We start from the raw sequence: 20538 nt of genomic DNA on the forward strand, positions 1-20538 counted from the left end.
AGACAAGACTATGACGGATAACCGTCCGGGTTCTGTTTTTGCCAGTTCCAGCTGTCACGCACCATATCGGTCAGCGTTTTCTCTGTTTTCCAGCCCAATAACCGCTGTGATTTTTCAGGGCAGGCATAACTGACGGGGGCATCCCCTGGGCGGCGCTCCACAATTTGATAAGGCACAGCAACCTGATTCACCTGCTCAAAAGTTTTCACAATTTCCAGCACAGAATGGCCGGAACCCGAGCCCAGATTAAAGGCTTCCAGGCCAGGCTTGCGTTCCAGATAGCGCATCGCGGCCAAATGGCCGTCCGCCAAATCGCTGACATGAATATAATCACGCACGCCGGTGCCGTCCGGTGTCGGGTAATCGCCTCCAAAAATACTCAGCTGCGCTAACTTGCCCACGGCCACCTGCGAGATAAATGGCATCAGATTATTCGGCAGCCCGTTCGGATCTTCACCAATCTGACCACTGCTGTCTGCGCCTACCGGGTTGAAGTAACGCAACAGTGCAATATTCCAGTCTGGGTTGACTTTCGCAAAATCCTCCAGAATGTACTCCACCATCAGTTTGGACTGGCCATAAGGGTTCACAGCGAAGCGATCTTTTTCTTCTGACAACGGCATCTGCTGCTCAGGCCTGTACACTGTCGCCGACGAGCTGAACACTAAATCTGTGCAGTTAAATTCCTGCATCACCTGACACAGGGTCAGAGTACCGGCCACATTGGTCTGGTAATAATTCAGCGGTAAACGCACCGATTCCCCTACTGCCTTTAAGCCGGCAAAATGGATGACCGCCGCAGGCCGGTGTGCAAAGAAGACCTCCTTTAACCTGTTGGCATCGAGAATGTCGCCTTGTTCTATGGCCAGGTTACTGTCATCCACCCCGGCTAAGGTTTTAACCCGCAGCAAGGCTTCCGGGCTTGAGTTGCAGTAGTTATCCAGACTGACCACCTGATAACCTGCTTTTAATAACGCCAAAATAGTGTGGCTGCCAATATAGCCGGCACCACCTGTCACTAATACTTTCTTCATTTATTCATCCCATCTTTCTACATCGGCGAACAGACGACGCTGCCACACAGGCTCTATTTTTGCCGAAGACCTCTTTATTTGAATCCGTTCAGGTCGTATTCCAACACCAAGCCTGTTTACAGGCTTTTGTATATCCAGCCTGAGAGTAAAGCGTATTCTGGCTGAAGCCAGCATGAACTGTTACTCTGGCCTGCAAAGCACTTGCAATTCACGATCAATATCTGCGGATAACCCCAGCTGAGACCAGCCTTGAATTCCCAACAACAACGACGAGTCGAGACAGGAATACAATGGCCGCTTTGCAGTCGCAGCAAAAGAATTCAGCCGGACAGGACTGAACTCCACCTTACCGGCCAGTAACCCGGCATGCAGAGCCCGTTGCACTATGAATGTCGCAAATTCAAACCGGCTGACACACTGTGGCCCGGCATAGTGATACAAACCAGGCCGAAAAGGCTGCAACACCAGTTGCCAGATCCGCTCAGCGAAATCCAAAGCCGACGTCGGACTGCCCCACTGGTCCGTCACCATCGATACTTTTTGCTGCGGTTCCTTCTGCAAAATAGCGAGCAGTTTTACCAGAAAATTACTGCCAAAGCCAGAATAAAGCCATGAGGTCCGCAGGATCAATGAATGCTGTGCATAGCTAAGCAGCAAGTGCTGTTCTGCCGCCAGTTTACTGGCCCCATACTGGTTCAGAGGCGACACTCTGACTTCTTCTGTATAGGGCTCGGTCGACAGACCATTAAAGACGTAATCGGTGGAAATATGGATCAGGGGTGTCCCCAGCGCTGAGGCCCATTGCACCAGCCAGCGCACCAGTTGGGTATTCAGCAACGAGCACTGCTCAGTGGCAAGTTCGGCCAGATCAACGTCTGTCCAGGCCGCTGCATTGATAATCAGGTCCGGCGCCGCTGCATCCAGCTGAGAGTTCAGCTGTGCCTGGTTCAGAGGAACCAGGCCAGAACGCCCCAGATAAGTCACCTTCAGCTGTGCAGGCTGGCTATAGGCCAGCGCCTGCGCCAGTTGACCATGTTCACCCAGCACCAGCACCTTCATAAGCCAGCGCCAAACAGTTCAGCCTGCACCAGAGTCGGCGCATTTTTGTCTTTATCCGACAAGATAGCCTGTGCCGGATAAGGCCAGGCAATCGCCAGTTGCGGGTCGTTCCACAGCAAGGCCCTATCCGATGGCGCGTCATAATAAGCCGAAACCTTGTACTGCACCTCAGCTTCAGCGGAAAGTACCTGAAAACCATGGGCAAAACCGGCTGGAATAAACAGCAATTGCCGGTCTTTGGCCTGTAAAGGTACAGCATAACTGCGGCCAAAATGAGTTGAATCCGGCCGCAAATCGACCGCCACATCAAAAATTTCACCGCTGATCACCCGGATCAATTTTGCCTGCGGCGGGTTCAGCTGATAGTGCAGCCCACGGATCACATACTGTCTGGAGACGGAAAATGATTCCTGCACAAAATGCACAGAATGGCCGACCGCTTCGTTTAATAAAGACTCCCGCCAGGCTTCAGCAAACAAGCCTCGCGGGTCTGTGAGTAATTCAGGTTCACATACCAACAGCTCTGAACCCTGTAACGCACTTATTTTCATGTGGTACGGACCTTACCGATAAAAGGGAGCCCGGGCTTCTGTGATGTCCATTAACCGCACTGGTCTGTGTAAGGCCTGACCACCATCACGTGAAATAGGTACCCAAGGCAAACGGCCACGCCCTGTGGATGATTTTAATGAGAACAGGTCGAACGGTATGGACACATAAAACCCTTTGGTAAAGCTGCCTTCTCCATACTGCTCAGCAGACATATCGGTAAAAGCGCCATAGGCCCCAACAATAATACCGCTGTCAAAACGGCGGGCGAACTCCAGGGTGACCCCTTTGTCCTTCGCCAGATACTGGCCCACACTGACCGTCACCAAAGAATCCTTCAGCCAGCTGTATTGCGGTTGCCAATAAGCCGATAAATGCCCGGTCACAGTTTTGTAGTCAAAAAATGCCAGTTCTTTCTCATACGAACGTTGTTTGACATAGTTCAGGTCCAGACCAAAAGCCAGACTTGAATCCACCGGCCGGTACAACACTTCGCCACCCACACCACCAAACATGGTTTCCAGATAACCGGCATACAGCTGACCATACCAATCGGGGCTCAATTCATCTGCCCATTGGGTAAACAAGTTTTCCATGGTTACATCACTGCGGGTCACATACTCTCGAACATAAGTACGAACCCTGGGTACACCGGTGTCAAAAGAATCCACTTTGTAGTTGAAATCATCAAAGTTGGTTAGCAGGTTAATTTTGGCCGTGCCGAACACTCCAAAATTTGGCGTTAATTTATAGGATGCATTGGCCAGCAAACCGGCCTGATACATATAAAAAGATTCCGGGTTACCAAAGGACTGGATCCAGAAGAAGTTGCTGCCAAGCCCTAATCCGGTGTAATCCTGCTCGGTCTGCCACTGGTGCGGCTGCGGGTTCTCACGTGTAAATGAGTCTGTTACCTTCAATCCAGGCTGTTGTGCAGTGCTTGCCGCAATAAACTGTTCTGCGTCAATATGCGTTTCGACAACAGGTAAACGCGCCGATTCAATCACAATCCGATAACTTTTTACCGATCCAGGCAAGTACTTGGCCAGCACCCGGCCAACCCGCTCCATCGCCACATCTTCATGACGAAACGCTACCTGACGGCCGGTCAGTACCAGCTCGTCGTCTGTCAGCTTGTAATTGTTCACCACAAAACCAGCATGGTGGTAGAGATCACTGGCTAAAGCCGCCTTATCAATCAGCTCAATGCGGTCAACGGCACGTTTCTCTGAAACTTCCGGAGGAGGCAGGTCCAACTTGACCTGGCTGATACTGTTGAAATTCAGCTTGTAGCTGACACCAAAACCAAAGGTATTGCCCCGCTGGTAATTGACGGTCAGATCAAAAGCATCATTGAGTGCATAGACGGCGGCGACGTTAAAATCTGAGTCCTGCTTCAATACGCCGGCAAAGTCCTGCTGATAGGTATTGCCATCGTATTCGGCTTTTAACCGCAGCGGCTGCCAGGGCGTTTGGTACTCAATACCGGCATACAGAGACGTCGGGCCCCGGAAGAACTTTTTATATTCCACCTTGCCACCTGAACCCGACACGCCACCAGGCCGTTCACAGAAACGGTCGCTCAAATCGCAAAAGGGGTTGGAGATATTGTCGCGCCGTCCCAGATAACCCCAGCCTAAACCCAGGTGTACATCGACCGGCCCAAAACGTTTGCTGGCGGCAATAAACTCACTTTCAAACAAGCCGGTCCCACCAAAGTCACGCACCCCAACGGACAGCTCCGGCAAATACAAAGATTCCTGCCACAACCGCAGCTTTACATCGATGCCTTTATCCTTGTAGGTCTGGTTACCGCTGAAACTTGGGTCTTCGCTGTAGAGCTGGGTGCGAACATCGGTATAACGAATGGTGGTCTCAAGCCAGGGGTAAAGCTGCAAAGAGGCTGACCAGAACCTGTATTCCTGGCTGTCGCTGTAATTCAGATAAAAATCACCTTCGGTGCTGTGCCGGGCGGTCGGCATCTGGATCAGACCGGTGCCGCCTTGCGCCATTTGCGAAGAGCCTGCCGGCGACTGCCAGAAATAATCAGCTGCCAGCGCCTGCTGAACCGAACAGGCCAACAGGCTCAGCGTCAAGTAATTCAACTTCTTCATTCCATTATCCTGTAACGTACCAAGGCCACCAGCTCTGTATTAATTTCTGCCAGCTCGTCCGGCAGTTCATCTGTGTCCAGACCTACCAGCGCTGTCATCCAGGGAGACACCGGTACAGTTTCGGCATTCCAGAAGCGAACCCCTGCCTTACGTACTTCGGCCTGTGTAACCAGATACAGATAATCCCTGTCTGCTGCCGCAGTGAATTCAGGCTTCAACTGGCTGGAGGTCAGGCCCTGTGTCAGAGGCCATTCAGTAACAGAAGTGAAGCCTGTCAGTGGTAATGTTTGTGGCCTTTTCCCGGCCACCAGTCTGTAGTGCCCGGGCGGCAGTTTGGGGTTCAACACCGCTTTGGTTCTGACCTTGTCAAGGTCCATGCTGCCCGGCACAGGTAATGCCACGCGCCATTGCAGGATCTCGGCTGCCAAACGGGCGATGGCCTGCGCTTCGGCCTCATCCTGTTGTTTCAGGTAGTGCTGGCGGGCCTGCTCCAATAACTGCAGAACCCGGATTTTTTGTTGCTCTGCCTGCATTAACGAGTCCGCATCTGTTTTGTACAAACGCACTGCAGGCCAATACGTCTCTGGTTGGCTGGCCTGCTGCAGCACAGCATCCAACCGCGGCGACTCAAAATAACCCCGGTACTGGCCCTGCCATTCCACCAGCACAACAGGTTCTGCCGCCCAGAGCGGCAAACAACACAAGCCAAGCAGGCTGGCCCATAACCTCATCAGACAGCTCCTTTGGTGATCAGCCCGCTTAAGCGGCCAGCTGCAGTCACATGTTCAATCAATAGGGGTGGGAAAAACGGCGCAATATGTTGCAGACTTTTCAACACCTGGCCTGAAGCCGGGTCCAGCCAGAACAGGTTCTCTGCGGTCTGACCATTGCCAAATGTAACCTGCTCCGTCACTTTACGGGTGTTCAGGGTCATGCCGGCAATATCAATTTGTTCGTTTTGCACAGCGCTGATGCGGTACTGGGTTTGCACTGAGCTTTCATTATTCGACCAGTCAGTCCGGCTGCTCCAGCTTAACCCCTGCCGTATGTCTTGTGCCTGGTTTTGCAGCGGGTCTGGCGTGTCTTCCTGGCTAAAAAGTAAATCTGTGCCAAACCCCGAAGTTTTCACCAAACGACCATTGCGGGTGTTCAGCATGGCGTGGTCCTGTGACAGCCATTTACGCTCGCCGTGCTCAATATAAGCAAGCACCACCAAGGCCCGGGATCTGTTGCCTGGCGTGATATAAAGCACATCGTATTTTTGCGCTGCAATATCTTCTTTGGATAAAGTCACACCAACGTCTGGGCTGAACGCTTGTTCAAGGGTATAGGCATAGTTGTAGTAAGTAGCGGAGCAGGAAAGTAAAGTGCTGAACGTCAATACCAGCAGGCAAGACCTGAAAATCATCATAAGCAGTCACTCTTGGGATCGCAGCGAATAAAAAGCCGCCAGAAGGCGGCTTTCTCATTACCAGTTCAATTACTGCAGTGTTGGTGCGTAAGTGAAAGTAACAGCTACTGTGGTAGTAGCAGTGCCGGTGCCGGTACCAGTTACAGTCACAGCTGTACCCACACAAGAACCATTCACCAGCGGGTCTGAACCATTACAGGTTGGAACCGGTGGTGGTGGTGGTGGTGGTACAGTATCACTGTCTGAGTTGCTGATAATGGCGGCCAGCACACCAGCGGCGACAGCACCTGCAACCACATAACCAGTGGAGATACCACCAATAGTGCTGGCAGCAGCAGCTGAACCGGCAGCAGCTTCTTCCTGAGCAGAAGCAGTACCAGCAACCAGCAGAGCGGCGGCTAATAACGCATTTAATTTAGTCATGACTATCATCCCTTTTTAAAAAGCTCCCACAGGATAGAGAAAAAACAACCTCGCGGCAAGAGCTGGTTTCAGTAAATGCGGTGAAATCAAAGGCTTCAGCCATTCACCGCACCAAGGTCCCGTTGGTCTGACAAGGATTGCATCACCAGGTTCCACATTTGTTCTGACTGCTGCTTGAGCAACGCGGAGGCCTGCAATAGTGGTTCTGCCGGTAAGGCCAGCAGTTCATCCATTAATTCAGCCAACTCATTCTCTGACAGCCCTGGGTCAAGCAAAAACCGCTGTTGCTGATAATCAGCGAACAAGGCCTGGTATTTATGGCTCCAGCTGGTACCAATACAAGGTATGCCCTGCGACAAGGCACTGACACAGCCATGAAAACGCGAGCAGATCACGGCTTTGCTTTGACCAATCAAGGCTTTCACCACTAAAGGATCGGCTTCCTGACGCAGTATCGCCCGGCCCTGACTGGCAGCGACCAACGCGTCGCACAATTGCTGGTCTTTTTTGCCTTCGTGGTTCAGCACCAGAACCTGCATTCCCTGCTCCAACGCCCTTAACATCAGATGGGTGAGCATCGGCAAATAACTGTTCTGCCAACGTTGATCCGAATTACGTGGGCTCAGCATCTGATAATTCGGGATCATCGTCAGGGTATTGGCAGGCAAGACGGGCACCAGCGACTCCCCCTGCACCAAATTGGTAAAATCCGGCGCTTGCCGAACCTTGCCTTGCGGGCAAAGCTCACGCAAATGCTGCAGGCTTTGTGGGTCTCTGGCGAGCACCAGCCGTGCTAAAGGCAGCGCCTCTGCCAGAGCACGCCGTTCTTTTTCCCGGCTAAAGGGCCCAAAGGCCTGGGGCAAAAACACATAGGCCTTGCCGCGTCTGGCAAAACGTTTTAATTCATCGGCCAGGTACAAACCATGCGCTTCCGGCCATTGGTCGCCATAGGCAAAACCACTGGCATCCAGCACCACATCAATATCCGCTTCCGTGACAATACCGAATTGGCGGATTAGCCATTGCCGCAGCTTTTTTGGCAGATAGTGGCTGTAGGCATTTATTTCAATGCCAAACAGCCGCAAACCTGCCTTTTGATAAGCGCCTAACAGGGCTCTGGCCTGATAAGGCGAGTTCGCTCCTGTTTGCAGCACCACCTGGGCTTGTGGCCAACACTGCTGAAGCTGCTGCAACACGGCATGCAACATCAGCTCTGCCCCCTTGTTCACAAACTGCACGCCACGAATTTCTATAAAAGTCACATTATTCCTTGTTTATGGCCTGAACCAGCCAGCCTGTTACTGAACAAAAACACACACAGCTGCTTATAACGTCACCTCACGCACCAACAGTGCATCGGTTTTCTTCTGAGAAAACGCAATGCCACCTTGCGGATCGGCATAGCCTATCGCCAGCAGCATCACCACCCTCTGATAAGGCTCCAACCCCAAGGTCTGGGCAATGGCTTTTTCCCGGCTTTCAATATCAGGCCAGTTGATTGGGCAGGTGGAGAGGCCAAGCGTTTCCAGCGCCAGCATTAACTGCATAGTAGCCAGCGAGGCATCGATGTAAATCACATGACGGTCCCGTTCGGCCGGATAACAGCTTAAATCCCCAATCACCACAATCAGACTGGGAATTTGTCCGGCAAAGCCCGTGGTGCCCATCGCCAAATCAGCCACTTTTGCGGCATCCTCAGGCCGGGGCAATAAATCAAAACGGTACGGCTGACGGTTGCAGGCGGAAGGTGCCAGGCTGGCCGCATTGACCGCCTGACGGATCAACGCAGGGTCTACCTGTTGTTTGGTAAACCAACGCACAGAACGTCGTCGCTGGTACAAAGTGTACAGATCAGCAAACACTATGGGGCAATCAGGCAATGCACTGGCGGGATAAGGAACCGAGCTGGCGCCTGGTTCAGTTGCGTCTCCAACCTGTTCAGTTAGCTCCCGGCTAAGCTGTTGCCACACTTGACCAAACAGGCTCCTGGCTTTCGCAATTTCTGCCGTATCTGTGACAAAGTCAAAATAACTATTCAGCACATCAGCGGCCCATTTGAGCTCTGCAGAACATATGCTTTTCTGCTGCACAGCCCGCTCGAAGATCACCACAGTTTCCATAATATAGTCGGAGGCAAAACTGGCCCGGCGCGGCTGCATAATCAGGCCTTTTTCCAGCCGGTGAATATTACGGCGCAACAAGGCGCTGCTTTGCCCTATCAGATGCAGGCGCTGTTGATAGGCCAATCGCCCCGACAAAACGGCTCGCTGCTCACGGTAGAACTGTGAGCTGAACAAATAATACAAACCCGCAGTCAGGTTTGACCGGGCCGCCAGTCTGGAGAAAAACAAGCTGATGGATCCCTTGAGCTGCTTGACGCCAGTTTTGACTGACAGAGGCACTAATGCTTTAATTTTTCTCACTCTTTACCAACCTATGCATCTACAACTTGAGTCAAATTAGCGCGCAATTTACTGACGCTAATCGCCATGGCGGTAAAAACCAGGCAATGTGCCGCCCCCACCAAGGCAAAAGCCGCAACAGCATGCACTGGGTTACCGGTGACGGACGCCATCCAATAGAGCGCCGACACTCTGAGACCTAGCGTCAAGAGGTTGAGTAGAATGGCCCAGTGTTGTATTTGCAATACCATCACCGCTTTTACGCTGGGTATATTAATGAACGCAAAGTACAACCAGACCGCCATCCACCCGGCGTACTCTCCGGACTGACGCCACTCAGCACCAAAAAGCCAGCCAACCAACGCCTCCCCCCAAACAGCGACAACACCAAAGGGCACCACCCCTGCCAATGCCAACCCTAGCGTAGCTTTGATCAAAAGATGGCTGTTGTCGCCCTGCTGTCGGTAAGCGATGGCAAAATGGCTGTAAAACGCGTCGCCAATGGCCCGGTTCAGCAGCATCGCTGGCAACTCGAGCAAGGTCTTGGCCAGCACATAAAAGCCAACGGTACTGCTTCCAAACAAAGCAGCCAGAATCAGTACTGGCACACTTTGCGCTGCCCCATTCAACAACTGTTGCGGTGTTTGAAACAGAGGAAAAGCACGATAGTGGCTTAGAGTCCGTTTGAGCCTGCGCCAATAGCGAAAGCTACGCGGACGAAAAACTAACGGTTGCCATGCATCGCGCAGGGGGTCACCGGCGACAGAGCTCAGTAACCTTTTGTGTGTCCAGCCCGCTACGCTCGTCAGGGTTATCAACACCGCTGAAACGGACCAACAGTATCCAACCAGGATACGAAGCACATTAAGCCCAATCGCTTGAATCAATTCCGCTTTCACTACAACAGTGAATTGTTGAAGCTTCAACAGTGTTTGCTGTGCAAGCTGCAACCTTGCCGAAAAAAGCAAAGCGACAGGCAGTAAATACACCAAATTCGCACTGCTCTCCAATGAAAACAGTTCAAGAAAATACGGCGTGAACCCGCATAAAAAAACAAAAAACATCAAGCTAAAACCCAAGGAGACCAGGTTGGACAGACTGACCAATGCCTTTGATTCGATCCGACTGGTGGTCAGCGGAAGCGCCGCTGGCAAGGAGAAGGCAGCTAAAGGCAGCAGCAGTTGCAGCACCGCGTTAAAAGCGCCAAACTCTCCGAACGCCTGTGGCCCATAGATGCGTAAGATCACCAACATGGCGGCATAGTTGATCAGCTGGCCAATTGCAGTCCCAGAGACCAACAGCGACAGCTGACGCACTATGTTATTTGCGAATAGCGTTCTCAGCACTCAGAGCCACCTGTGTTAGAAGTCAGTGTTTACGATGTGGTGGTAACAGTTGTTCGCATAACCAGCCAAACAGGCTGCCCGGTTTTTTGGACACACCATAACGCCAGAAGAACCAGCGTTTAAACGGTACCAGCACATACAACAAATTCAAATCTGTCCAATATTCACTGTAGCGATACAACCTTGCACTCCATTTGGTCGTTTTCACATCTGCATTTCCCGAGACAGGTCCGCCTATGCTGAATACCTGCATCTGCTGTTCAATAAAGTGGATCCAAAGCTGCTTATTTAACCTTGATTCCGCAGAAACACTTTGCCAATACTCAATAAATTCATTGTCCCAAAATGGCATCCACCAGTCATACCCGTAAAAGTCATAGTAGCGGTTTGAATTCACTATGAATTTGGCCTGGCGTTCCTTGAAATTCCATACTTCGCACAAGGTCGCAGCATCCTGGTACTGCCCTTGATCCATCAGTGCCGCCAGTTCTGAATAAAGCTTTGCTCTTAAAGGCTGACTCAGTGTTTCAGCACTCAACGCATAATGGCTACGAATGATCGCCTGACAGGCTGCCTCAAGGCACTCATGCTCTGTAACAGACGAGGGCAATATTGGCCTGTGGCCACCACTCAAAAAATCCGCGGTGTGACCCGGCACGAATACGGCATCAGGCTGCACTACCCCCATTCGCCTCAACTGATGCAGCGCCAATATAACCTGTACTGGCGGCACCGAAGCATATTGGTGACCAAACTGCAAAAAGCGGGAAAACTCTTGCTCACCCGCAAAAACTCGCCAGTCCTTTCGGCTATAAATGATTGGCGTCCAAGCTAAACCCAGGGCTTTAGCAACCATTTCACCTTTGGCTACCTCTGGACTGCCTGCCCGGCCAAAAGAAAAGGTAAATATATTAGTGTAACCAGACTTCTTCAGCGCCAATGCCAGTGCTCTGGAGTCATAACCACCACTTAACGGTAACACTATCTGTCTGCCGCCTGCATATTGAAGCAGGCGCTGGATACAACGCACCAGTAAAGCGTCCAGACACAGTTCCAACTCATGCATTGGCTGACTGGCGTCAGCAGCACCTAAAACAGGTAAAGCAAAATAATGCTGCTGTCGGATGACGTGTCCATCATGCTCGACATAACTGCACGACGGCACTTGCCGGATAGACGCAAGCAAAGTCCCGGCTCCGGTGACATAACCGGTGTGACGAAACTCCTCCACATGCAAGTCATCGTAATCCGCTAACTCTGGATGCAGCGTCACCAGATGTTGCGCAGAATCCGATACCAACAGCCTCCCTTGCCACTGGCAGTAAAACAACGGCTTGCTTCTGAGTTTATCAACGCAGAGGTACAGCTTTTGCTGATAGAAAAAGATGATTGAGAAAAAACCATTCAAGCGGGCAAGCAATTCCGGTAAAGCACGGTTTTCAATAGCCTGCTTCAGGCAGTTCTCAAGTTTATGAGTGGATAAAAGCTCATCGTCATCAAAAGCTGCGCCGAACAAATACCCATGCTGCATTTGGCTGGGTTTACCAAAACAGGCAGTCAGCTCCAAGTCGATATCCAAATTCAGACACTCATGGAGTGTCGTTTTCATTACGGACATCATAGACAAATTAGCCAGACCAGATCGATCTGACAGAATTTCATTTGATCAACCACGTAAGTCAACATTGTCAGCAATACTCGGAGAGGTATCTGTAGCATGCTCTTTAACTTTACGCAGAGCTGCGACTTCGGCCTCCAACAGCGCATTGTGTTGTAACAACCTTTCAACGTCCGCTTTAATTTGCGTCTTTTCTACGTCATTTAATACGAGCTTAATCAAAATTCCTGCAATACCGACCAACACCAATAAGATTGGAGGATAAGAGATCCCAAGGCTAAGCCCGATTTTATCAACGATATCAGTAAACAGAGACAAGAGGAGTATAAACAAGGACAGCAACAGCCAAATCAGCCCGTCTTTTGTTACCAAGTGATCTTTACGAACCAGATAAAAAATAAAGGCAGACACTGAAACGCCGATAAGAGCAGCAACCAATTGAACACTCGAGACCATTTTAAGTTCTTTTCCTTGTTCTGAGATTTAACTTGCTAATACACAGAAAACAGGTTGTCAGCATGTAATAGGATACCCTTGACCAAGAAAAGAAGATGCGCGATTTTCCCTTAGTCCTGGGTGACATCTGAACTTCTTTTTCAACCAGCTTAAAACCTTGTTGTTGCAATAACATCAAAACGCCGAGATCCTGGAACTCCAGTAAGGATGCCCCTTTTTGTATCATCAAGCCAATGGCATCTTTGCTGTACACACGCAACCCAGAAGTTAAATCACGAATTTGCACACCAGATAATTGTCGCAGCAACCACCAGGCAAATTGGCGATACAGGCTGCCTCGCCCCGGGCATGAACCTATGATAAGTTCAGCGTCAGTATTTCGACAATTCAGCAACTCTTGCAATACTTCTGGATGATGCTGCCCATCGGCGTCAATGGTAATAACAGTGTTGTAGCCATGGGATGCAGCATAAACAAATCCGGTCTGCATGGCCCGCCATGCCCCCATTTGACGTAAATGCCTGACAACAATTGCACCAGACCCCTTCGCCACATCAGAGGTACCGTCAGTACTGCCATCATCGACAACCAATACTGTTGCATCTACTGAGGCATAGCAGCGGTTAATCACATCAAACAAAGTTGCTTCTTCATTAACAGCCGGAATAACAATTAGGATAGGACCGAACACTTTTGGCATTGTTTTATAAGTACAAACCATCGATTCTAACCAGCCAGAACAAAAAAGGCGATCTTTATCAGGATGAACTTGTCAGTCTGGCGTAGAGACAATTTATTTTTTCTGCAACAGTTGAGATGTCGAAGCAACTTTGAAAACGCAACCTGGCTGCCTGCCCATAAGCAATACAGATTTCTGGCGCCGCCATCAATCGTTCGATCTGCCCTTTGAGCTCTTCTACCAAGCCTGGAGCAACAACCCATCCAGTCTGATTGTGCTGGACAACCCAAGACATAGCCGATCCCTCTACACTCGTCACTAACGCAGGTTTGGCTCTTCGTGCTGCCTCAAGCAGCACCAATCCAAAGGCTTCGGTTTTTTCAATGGAAGGCAACACGAGCAGATCACATTGCTCCAAGAGTTGATTGATATCCTCACCAGATACCCGACCAGCCATATACACATTGTTAAGCTGCAACTGATGGATCTGATGTTTAATTTCGTCTTCTAATTCGCCTTCTCCAACAACCGTCAGTTGCACTAAGTCGCGCGGTAATGCAGATAAAGCGTTCAGTAACACCCGGTGCCCTTTGTAATAGGTCAATCGTCCGATCATCAACAGACGCAAAGGCCCGGGCCGCCGGATTTCCGAACTCAGGCAAGGAACGTCTGGTAGCCCCAGCGGGATAACCTCAACTTTATCCCGAAAACTCGCCAACACTTTGCTCGACTGAACATAAGCTTCAGAGGTGCATATGATGGCAGCAGCTTTCGACAGAACAGCCTTCTCAAATGGTCGGTAGAAAGGGTACAACAACCGTAAATACCAAGGCGCCTTCTCCCCCAACACGTCAGAATGCCAATGCACAACCCAAGGTAGCTTACGCGCTTGATAGGACAATAACAGCCAGAATACTGAAGTATTGGGCATATGCAGATGCAACACCTGTGGCTTAGTAAGCGCAGCGCAACGCTGATAATCACGCAAAAACCAGGGACTTACCGGAGCAAACACCAGCCGCCCAAAACAGGCGGCCCGGTAAATCAGCGATTGATTATGCTGGTGAATATCAGAGCGCCAGCTATACAAATGCTGGTGAACCAAGGCATCAGCCTTCACACCCGCCGAATTCTGGGCGTTGAGCAAGTCCGCCATAAAGTTTTCGATGCCGCCTAAAAATGGCGGAAAAAACTTACCTACGTGCAGTACCCTGAGTGCAGCAATGCGGTTTGTTCCGATGCTCATCATTACCGCCCTGTCAGTTTCCGCCTTGCGCAGCCGCCTGCTGACGACACCAGTTCAGCGTCGTATCAACCAAAAACTCAGCTTTCGCTTGGCTGTCCGATTCTGCATAGCAGCGAAGTTCGGGGGCATTACCACTTGGACGCAAGTGAATGATGTCACCATTGACCAGGCTGATTCGTAATCCGTCTGTCGTATTAAGCGAGCAAACCGCGGTTTCCAACGCCAACGCCTTTAACAAAAGTTCAGGTGACTGCTGGCAAGAAGCGATCAGCGTCCGACTCAGATCTGTGGCAATATTTTGCACACGATCACTACTGGTAAAACGTGCTGGTAGCTGCTGGTAGAGCTCAGACAGCGGAGCCCCATCTGCAAGCTGGACTATAGCCAACAAAGGAAGCACGGCGTCTCGCGTAGGCAATGCAGGCAATATTTGCCCATTCATAGGCAAGTCAGAACCGAGCAGAAAGCCACCATTGGCTTCAAATCCAGCTTTACTACCCTGAATTTTTTCAAACTGTTCTATAACATAGGGGGAGCCGATACGGGTTCTTACCACTGTCTCAAACCAACCCGAAAGTTCAATAGCAGTGTTGCAACTTACCGGAACAGCCAAATGACGGATCCTTAACGCTTTTGCGCAAAAAGCGCCTAAGACGTCCCCTCGAAACCAATTGCCTTGCTCATCCGCAACCAGAGGCCTATCCCCGTCGCCGTCCGTAGAAAAAAGCAAATCCAGTTGGTATTGCGCACACCAAGTCTTGGCACGGGCTTTGTCTTCATCGGAAACCGCTTCTGTATCTATGGGCACAAAAGTTTCTGAACGCCCTAATTCCACCACCTGAGCGCCGAGTTGCTGAAACAAATCAGTGTAAAGATCGCGGCCAGCCGCCGAATGCTGATAAAGCCCGATTCGTTTTCCTCTGAATAAATCAGCAGAAAATACATTGGTATAGCGCTTGAGATAACAGGCTCTGGCGTGGTCGCTTACTACCACATTCTGAACTGAAGCGATCGGCGCATCGGGTAAGTGCGCCGATATCATCGCGGCTTCATGCTGCTTGGTGATTTCCCCATCACGGGTATAAAACTTCAGACCGTTACGATCAAAGGGAATGTGGCTGCCGGTAATCATAATTGCAGGCAAATTCAGTTGTTTGGCATAAGCAGCCAGCGCAGGAGTCGGCAATACGCCACAGAACAATGGCTCCACCCCTAAATGACGCAAAGCGCTGCAAATATGCTGCAAAATAACTGGACTGCTCGGCCGTAAATCCATCGCTATCACTAACTCAGTGCAGTCAGCTTGTTCGTGGCAGAGTTGTACAAATGCTGCGGTGTAAGCCCAACAGGCCTCGTAACTAAAATCGACAACCAGACCGCGGGCACCACTAGTGCCAAATTGGATGTTAAATGCATTTAACTGAATCAAAATAGGTCCTATGAAAAAATGATGACTATATGACAAAACGCCAAAGACCCGCATCAGGCATATCTCCCACAGGCCCTAACAGACGCTTTCATTTACGCGCTGATGACATATTCTAACCTATCTGTTCATTACCACTACAACTAAAGTTAATGACAGCAAATCAGTTGGTTGTTAACATATCTTCGATTCTGTTCTGTCGCATCCATTTCTCTGGCAGCTAAATTTACTGACAAGGATTATATTGAAAATCCAATGCTTGGCTTACTCCGTTTAATTTTTGCATCCATTGTGATGTTCATGCATTTATTTTCTGGCTTGGCTGCCTTAGGAATTTATTGTGTTTTTGGCTTTTATGTCATGAGTGGATTTCTGATGACCCGTATCATGCATGAAAGCTATGGTTACAGTTGGCGTGGTATGGCTTGTTTTTTAGCTAACAGGGCTCTTCGATTATACCCAGTGTATTGGGTCGCACTTCTGTTAACAGTCTTATTGATTTTGGGATTTGGATCCGAGCTCGTGCGTGGATATCATGCAAGCATCTATTTACCAGACTCACTCGAAAGTTACTTGCAAAATATTTTCATTGCATTTATTGCTTGGTTTCCAGCCTCCGTCAATCCCAGATTAGTACCTCCAACTTGGGCTATCACAGTAGAAATCTGCATGTACTTACTGATAGTTGTCGGGATTTCCAAAACCTTTTTTCGGGTAAAAGTTTGGCTGATAGTTTCACTGATTTATGTGGGATATACCTATTATGTTGGAGCCCCGTGGAATGCGCGTTATGGCCCGGCAGCCGCAGCCTCGCTACCTTTTTCAGTGGGTGCAGCGACGTACTTTCTATCAAAAAATATAAAGCTCAGTAAGTTTATGTTGCGCTGGAGGCTATCTGCCGGGCCTTGCTTTTTATTGCTGCTAACCAACGGTATCTTCTTCAGTTGTTTGGCTCCTGTTGGACAAACACTGCTATCTGAAATCGGTGTCTATCTGAACATAATTTTCTGTGCACTGCTGATTTTTACCATAGCAAATGGAACTCAAATTGCCCCGCTCAGCATTTCTCTTGATCAGCGACTGGGCGACTACGCTTACCCCATTTACCTGATGCATTGGCAAGTTGGCTTGATTGCTTCTTACATCCTGTACGGTGAGGCCTTCCACGAATACAGTGAAAGGGGATTCTATAGTTTGTTGCTATCAATTCTGCTCGTCATCATGATATCGACCATCTCAATTCACCTGATTGAGCAACCGCTCCTTAAGGCAAGATCCAAAATACGCTTTATGAGCCAGGGAGCTGGCATACCAACAAAGGACACTGCACAGATTCCTCTCTGAGGGGCGTGCCAAGTGCTGTAACTCCGTTTGCAGGCAGTGCTGAATTGAAGAACGCTAAGAATCACGGCTACCGCTTTCGCTGACAAACCTAATTGGTTGATGAAAAGCTAGTTCTCTCCGTTGAACTGACAACATAAAGAATGGTGCGGATTTTCATGAGGCCAGATTCAGAGAACTGTGAGTAGCCATTATTCAACAACGTGGACCCGAAACTCCTCTGTCATTGTCACATATCACTACTTACCTGCACTTTTGGTTGCGTAATGTTGTCCCATCAACACCTTTTTATAGACCGCCAGGGTTTCGTTGGCGCAATGCTGCCATGAGTAGGATGCGCTTAATTCAATACCTTTTAACTCGGATTTATGACGCCACTCTGCATCTTCAGATAAGCGCTTAATACAGTAGCTCATCGCGTCAGAATCCTCAGCATCGACATACGAAGCCGCTTCTCCTGCAAACTCCTGCATTGACGTTCCCAGAGTCGTCATGACAGCGGTTCCACTTTGCATCGCTTCCAATACCGGTAGTCCAAATCCTTCGTAGACAGAGGGATACAGCAAAGCCGTCGCCGCAGAATACAACTGCACCAGATATCGTTGACTCAGATACCCTTTATACAATACCAGACCGCGGCGTTGTAACTGAGTAATACGCTGATGTTCTGCTGAGGAATTCCAGCCTTCACTACCGACGATAACTAGCGGGAAAGGGGAAGCAGTTGTCGATGCATACTTTTCATAACCGTCTAGCAACCTCAAGATATTTTTTCTCGGCTCAATTGTGGAAACAAATAAAAAGAATTTGTTGTAGCTAATTCCAAACAACGATAATGCTTCTAGACATTCAGTTTGAACGCGCGGTCTGAACTCATCATCCGCTGCCAAATAGACCCTGCTCACTCGAGAGTTACTCAAGCCATAATGTTGGATCAACTGCGCAGCAACAATATCTGAGTCACAAATGATGTGTGCATCACTTCTTATGGCTTTATCCATTTGACGGTTGGACAACGCGACGCGGGTGGCAGGATGAAACTGCGGATAAAGCACTGTAGATAAGTCATGAAAAGTCACAACTTTCTGACCAGAAAATTTGGGGATAAAAAAGTTAGGAGAATGAAACAGGTGATCAGTATGTTTCGTCAGTCGAATTGCTTCAATCAGGGGCATTGCTTTTTCATAGCAATAAACTGCTGATCTGGAAGAAGCTAATTTACGTCTTATCAATGAGAAGGCACCTTGCTTCACCTGCTCTGTAGAGGATTGAATTGCCGATTGATCTAACAGCGAATGGTCAAAAAAACGTCCAAAAGCAAATAGCTTTAATTCTGCTACTTCAGCATTCACTGCAAAAGCTTTCGCTAAACACCGGGTATAGTGCCCAATCCCGGTCAATGGTCCCAGTAAAGGATCGGCCCCTAAAATCAGTTTCAGCCCTTTAGCATTCATTTGCTCGAGTACATCCAGGCTAAAGTTTCCTCTAAATCGGTATAGTGTCGATAGTCACCGATCACGGCCCGGAGTTTGTCCTCCGACCCGTACAATTGCTTAACTTCATTTGACCGGACAAAGGCAGGATTTACTTGCACACCTAGTTTGAATCCCGTAATCCGCTGCATCATCTCGATGACCTGCATCAGGTTGACAGGTTTACCTGAGCAAAGATTAAACTCCTCTGAATCTACATTGGATTCAACTAATTTCAGGTATGCGGTAGCTAGGTCACGGACATCCGTAAAGTCCCGGGCGACATCCAGATTACCAAGCTCTAGCACTGCTTGTTGCCGCTTAAATGCGGCAACAATTTTAGGCAATAAAAAGTGTTCGGCCTGGCCTACACCTGTGTAATTAAAAGGCCTGGTGATGATGATAGGTAAGTCAGCCATCCGACTACGACAGGCGTATTCCATTGCAACTTTGGATACGGCGTAATCATTGACTGGCGATAACTGAGTCCGCTCTGTAATTGGCAACTCTGCACTGTTGCCATAAACATTACCACTACTGGCTACCAATACTTTCTGTACTGCCGGACATGTTGTTTTTATAGCGTCCAGCAAATTTACCGTTCCAACCAAATTCGTCTGGTATATATCCTGCACCGAACCATGAGCGACGAACGATATTGCGGCCAAATGAAGCACATAATTTGGTTTCACTTGTGCCAATATAGCCTCAATGCTGGATTTATCCGTTAAATCACAGGCATAGAGTTCTGAATAATCAGCATCCGGCACCGCTTTGCTAAAGCTGGTACCGACTAAACGAATTCCCAACTCTTTTCCTTGGCGGGCTATCCAGCGACCGGTAAAACCGGTCGCTCCTGTTACCAGCATAGTTTTTTGCATCAGAATGAAAATCCGATGGTATTGCGACGCAGATCGGCCTCTACCATCATCTGGCACAATTCTTCCAGAGTGGTTTTCGGCTCCCAACCCAAAACAGCTTTAGCTTTAGCTGGGTTACCAATCAACAAATCAACTTCTGCCGGGCGATAGAACTTTGGATTGACCTGAACAATGACTTTTCCAGTGGATACATCAATGGCTTTTTCAGCTTCACCATTCCCCTGCCATTCAATAGCAATATCAGCCGCTTTACAGGCCAAAGATACAAAATCACGGACAGTTTCAGTGCGGTTTGTTGCTAACACAAAGGTATCAGGTTCGTCAGCCTGCAACATACGCCACATGCCTTCGACATAATCCTTGGCATAACCCCAGTCACGTTTTGCATCCATGTTACCAAGTTCCAGCACATCTAATTTGCCCAACTTAATTTTGGCAATGGAGTCACTGATTTTACGGGTCACAAATTCCTGACCGCGCAGTGGGGATTCGTGGTTAAACAGAATGCCGCTCGTACCAAAAATACCGTAGGACTCACGGTAGTTAATAGTCATCCAATGAGCATACAGCTTAGCAACACCGTAAGGGCTGCGCGGATAAAAAGGGGTGTCTTCAATTTGAGGAATTGCCTGAACTTTACCAAACATTTCAGAGGTCGAGGCCTGATAGAAACGGATTTTTGGATTCACAATCCGAATGGCTTCAAGCAAATTTACCGGCCCTATGCCCGTAATCTCCGCAGTGGTTAACGGCTGCTCAAAAGAGACACCGACAAAACTCTGCGCCGCCAGGTTATACACTTCTGTCGCTTCAGTTTGCTGCAATAATCGAATGCTGGCAGACAAATCCGTCAAATCATACTCAACGAGATGCAAATTCGGGTGCTTACGTATCCCTAATTCGTCTATACGCCAGAAATTTACTGACGCGGTCCGGCGATAGGTACCATACACTTTATAGCCCTTTGCCAATAATAACTCCGCCAGATATGCGCCATCTTGGCCAGTAATTCCCGTAACAATCGCTTTCATTCCTACCAGTTCCTTTCGTTTAAATTCTATTTTTTACACTAAATACTTGA

General features: G+C 49.2%; 19 protein-coding genes. 1 reads left to right on the forward strand and 18 read right to left on the reverse strand.

The features are described from left to right. Positions 1 to 8: 8 nt before the first annotated feature. The 15 genes from galE to WKJ04_RS02690 form a co-directional block, all read right to left on the reverse strand. Entirely contained in the window at positions 9 to 1034 is a 1026-nt protein-coding gene (gene galE / locus WKJ04_RS02620) for a UDP-glucose 4-epimerase GalE (protein WP_337878987.1), read from the reverse strand. 180 nt (positions 1035 to 1214) lie between these two features. After that, a complete protein-coding gene (gene rfbD, locus WKJ04_RS02625) occupies positions 1215 to 2093 on the reverse strand; it encodes a dTDP-4-dehydrorhamnose reductase (RefSeq protein ID WP_337878988.1) in 879 nt (292 codons plus the stop codon). Next, positions 2090 to 2644: a dTDP-4-dehydrorhamnose 3,5-epimerase gene (gene rfbC, locus WKJ04_RS02630; RefSeq protein WP_337878989.1), complete on the reverse strand. Its 555-nt coding sequence runs from the start codon at positions 2642 to 2644 to the stop codon at positions 2090 to 2092. The genes rfbD and rfbC overlap by 4 nt, the downstream gene beginning before the upstream one ends. Before the next feature lie 12 nt (positions 2645 to 2656). After that, complete coding sequence (locus WKJ04_RS02635) at positions 2657 to 4756, reverse strand: YjbH domain-containing protein (RefSeq protein WP_337878990.1); 2100 nt, start codon at positions 4754 to 4756, stop codon at positions 2657 to 2659. Continuing rightward, the gene (locus WKJ04_RS02640) at positions 4753 to 5487 is read right to left on the reverse strand and encodes a capsule biosynthesis GfcC D2 domain-containing protein (RefSeq protein WP_337878991.1); all 735 of its coding nucleotides are present in this window, start codon (positions 5485 to 5487) and stop codon (positions 4753 to 4755) included. The genes WKJ04_RS02635 and WKJ04_RS02640 overlap by 4 nt, the downstream gene beginning before the upstream one ends. Then, entirely contained in the window at positions 5487 to 6167 is a 681-nt protein-coding gene (locus tag WKJ04_RS02645; protein ID WP_337878992.1) for a YjbF family lipoprotein, read from the reverse strand. The genes WKJ04_RS02640 and WKJ04_RS02645 overlap by 1 nt, the downstream gene beginning before the upstream one ends. Positions 6168 to 6236: 69 nt before the next feature. Continuing rightward, a complete protein-coding gene (locus tag WKJ04_RS02650; protein ID WP_337878993.1) occupies positions 6237 to 6590 on the reverse strand; it encodes a hypothetical protein in 354 nt (117 codons plus the stop codon). Positions 6591 to 6685: 95 nt separating this feature from the next. Next, a complete protein-coding gene (locus WKJ04_RS02655; protein WP_337878994.1) occupies positions 6686 to 7852 on the reverse strand; it encodes a polysaccharide pyruvyl transferase family protein in 1167 nt (388 codons plus the stop codon). Positions 7853 to 7915: 63 nt separating this feature from the next. Beyond that, a complete protein-coding gene (locus tag WKJ04_RS02660; RefSeq protein ID WP_337878995.1) occupies positions 7916 to 9013 on the reverse strand; it encodes a nitroreductase family protein in 1098 nt (365 codons plus the stop codon). An 11-nt stretch (positions 9014 to 9024) separates the two neighbouring features. Then, positions 9025 to 10338, reverse strand: a complete 1314-nt coding sequence (locus tag WKJ04_RS02665; RefSeq protein WP_337878996.1) for an oligosaccharide flippase family protein — start codon at positions 10336 to 10338, stop codon at positions 9025 to 9027. A 22-nt stretch (positions 10339 to 10360) separates the two neighbouring features. Beyond that, positions 10361 to 11947 carry an asparagine synthetase B family protein gene (locus WKJ04_RS02670; protein WP_337878997.1) on the reverse strand — a complete coding sequence of 529 codons (1587 nt, stop codon included), beginning with the start codon at positions 11945 to 11947 and terminating at the stop codon, positions 10361 to 10363. 57 nt (positions 11948 to 12004) lie between these two features. Beyond that, positions 12005 to 12412: a DUF2304 domain-containing protein gene (locus WKJ04_RS02675; protein ID WP_337878998.1), complete on the reverse strand. Its 408-nt coding sequence runs from the start codon at positions 12410 to 12412 to the stop codon at positions 12005 to 12007. A gap of 1 nt (position 12413) precedes the next feature. Further along, positions 12414 to 13133 (reverse strand): glycosyltransferase family 2 protein, encoded by a 720-nt coding sequence (locus WKJ04_RS02680; protein ID WP_337878999.1) that lies wholly within the window; start codon positions 13131 to 13133, stop codon positions 12414 to 12416. A gap of 37 nt (positions 13134 to 13170) precedes the next feature. Then, positions 13171 to 14337: a glycosyltransferase gene (locus WKJ04_RS02685; protein ID WP_337879000.1), complete on the reverse strand. Its 1167-nt coding sequence runs from the start codon at positions 14335 to 14337 to the stop codon at positions 13171 to 13173. A 13-nt stretch (positions 14338 to 14350) separates the two neighbouring features. After that, on the reverse strand, positions 14351 to 15820 hold the full coding sequence (locus tag WKJ04_RS02690) for a phosphomannomutase (protein WP_337879001.1): 1470 nt from the start codon (positions 15818 to 15820) through the stop codon (positions 14351 to 14353). 114 nt (positions 15821 to 15934) lie between these two features. Between WKJ04_RS02690 and WKJ04_RS02695 the strand changes: the two genes are divergently transcribed. Then, positions 15935 to 17107 carry an acyltransferase gene (locus WKJ04_RS02695; protein WP_337879002.1) on the forward strand — a complete coding sequence of 391 codons (1173 nt, stop codon included), beginning with the start codon at positions 15935 to 15937 and terminating at the stop codon, positions 17105 to 17107. 236 nt (positions 17108 to 17343) lie between these two features. Here WKJ04_RS02695 and WKJ04_RS02700 read toward each other — a convergent pair whose 3' ends face one another. The 3 genes from WKJ04_RS02700 to gmd are packed head-to-tail and all read right to left on the reverse strand — an operon-like array spanning position 17344 to position 20488. After that, complete coding sequence (locus WKJ04_RS02700) at positions 17344 to 18558, reverse strand: glycosyltransferase family 1 protein (protein ID WP_337879003.1); 1215 nt, start codon at positions 18556 to 18558, stop codon at positions 17344 to 17346. Further along, a complete protein-coding gene (locus WKJ04_RS02705; protein WP_337879004.1) occupies positions 18555 to 19457 on the reverse strand; it encodes an NAD-dependent epimerase/dehydratase family protein in 903 nt (300 codons plus the stop codon). Before WKJ04_RS02705 ends, WKJ04_RS02700 begins: the two co-directional genes overlap by 4 nt. Continuing rightward, positions 19457 to 20488: a GDP-mannose 4,6-dehydratase gene (gene gmd, locus WKJ04_RS02710; RefSeq protein ID WP_337879005.1), complete on the reverse strand. Its 1032-nt coding sequence runs from the start codon at positions 20486 to 20488 to the stop codon at positions 19457 to 19459. Before gmd ends, WKJ04_RS02705 begins: the two co-directional genes overlap by 1 nt. Positions 20489 to 20538: the final 50 nt, after the last annotated feature.

The organism is Rheinheimera sp. (assembly GCF_037442345.1).
Lineage (GTDB): Bacteria > Pseudomonadota > Gammaproteobacteria > Enterobacterales > Alteromonadaceae > Pararheinheimera.

What these genes read in the sequence shown, in the direction of transcription:
- WKJ04_RS02690 (WP_337879001.1), bottom strand. Translation starts at nt 15,820, where the DNA reads ATGCGGGTCTTTGGCGTTTTGTCATATAGTCATCATTTTTTCATAGGA.
- WKJ04_RS02680 (WP_337878999.1), bottom strand. Translation starts at nt 13,133, where the DNA reads ATGGTTTGTACTTATAAAACAATGCCAAAAGTGTTCGGTCCTATCCTA.
- WKJ04_RS02670 (WP_337878997.1), bottom strand. Translation starts at nt 11,947, where the DNA reads ATGAAAACGACACTCCATGAGTGTCTGAATTTGGATATCGACTTGGAG.
- WKJ04_RS02675 (WP_337878998.1), bottom strand. Translation starts at nt 12,412, where the DNA reads ATGGTCTCGAGTGTTCAATTGGTTGCTGCTCTTATCGGCGTTTCAGTG.
- rfbD (WP_337878988.1), bottom strand. Translation starts at nt 2,093, where the DNA reads ATGAAGGTGCTGGTGCTGGGTGAACATGGTCAACTGGCGCAGGCGCTG.
- gmd (WP_337879005.1), bottom strand. Translation starts at nt 20,488, where the DNA reads ATGAAAGCGATTGTTACGGGAATTACTGGCCAAGATGGCGCATATCTG.
- WKJ04_RS02645 (WP_337878992.1), bottom strand. Translation starts at nt 6,167, where the DNA reads ATGATGATTTTCAGGTCTTGCCTGCTGGTATTGACGTTCAGCACTTTA.
- WKJ04_RS02685 (WP_337879000.1), bottom strand. Translation starts at nt 14,337, where the DNA reads ATGAGCATCGGAACAAACCGCATTGCTGCACTCAGGGTACTGCACGTA.
- WKJ04_RS02705 (WP_337879004.1), bottom strand. Translation starts at nt 19,457, where the DNA reads ATGCAAAAAACTATGCTGGTAACAGGAGCGACCGGTTTTACCGGTCGC.
- rfbC (WP_337878989.1), bottom strand. Translation starts at nt 2,644, where the DNA reads ATGAAAATAAGTGCGTTACAGGGTTCAGAGCTGTTGGTATGTGAACCT.
- WKJ04_RS02635 (WP_337878990.1), bottom strand. Translation starts at nt 4,756, where the DNA reads ATGAAGAAGTTGAATTACTTGACGCTGAGCCTGTTGGCCTGTTCGGTT.
- WKJ04_RS02650 (WP_337878993.1), bottom strand. Translation starts at nt 6,590, where the DNA reads ATGACTAAATTAAATGCGTTATTAGCCGCCGCTCTGCTGGTTGCTGGT.
- galE (WP_337878987.1), bottom strand. Translation starts at nt 1,034, where the DNA reads ATGAAGAAAGTATTAGTGACAGGTGGTGCCGGCTATATTGGCAGCCAC.
- WKJ04_RS02700 (WP_337879003.1), bottom strand. Translation starts at nt 18,558, where the DNA reads ATGAATGCTAAAGGGCTGAAACTGATTTTAGGGGCCGATCCTTTACTG.
- WKJ04_RS02640 (WP_337878991.1), bottom strand. Translation starts at nt 5,487, where the DNA reads ATGAGGTTATGGGCCAGCCTGCTTGGCTTGTGTTGTTTGCCGCTCTGG.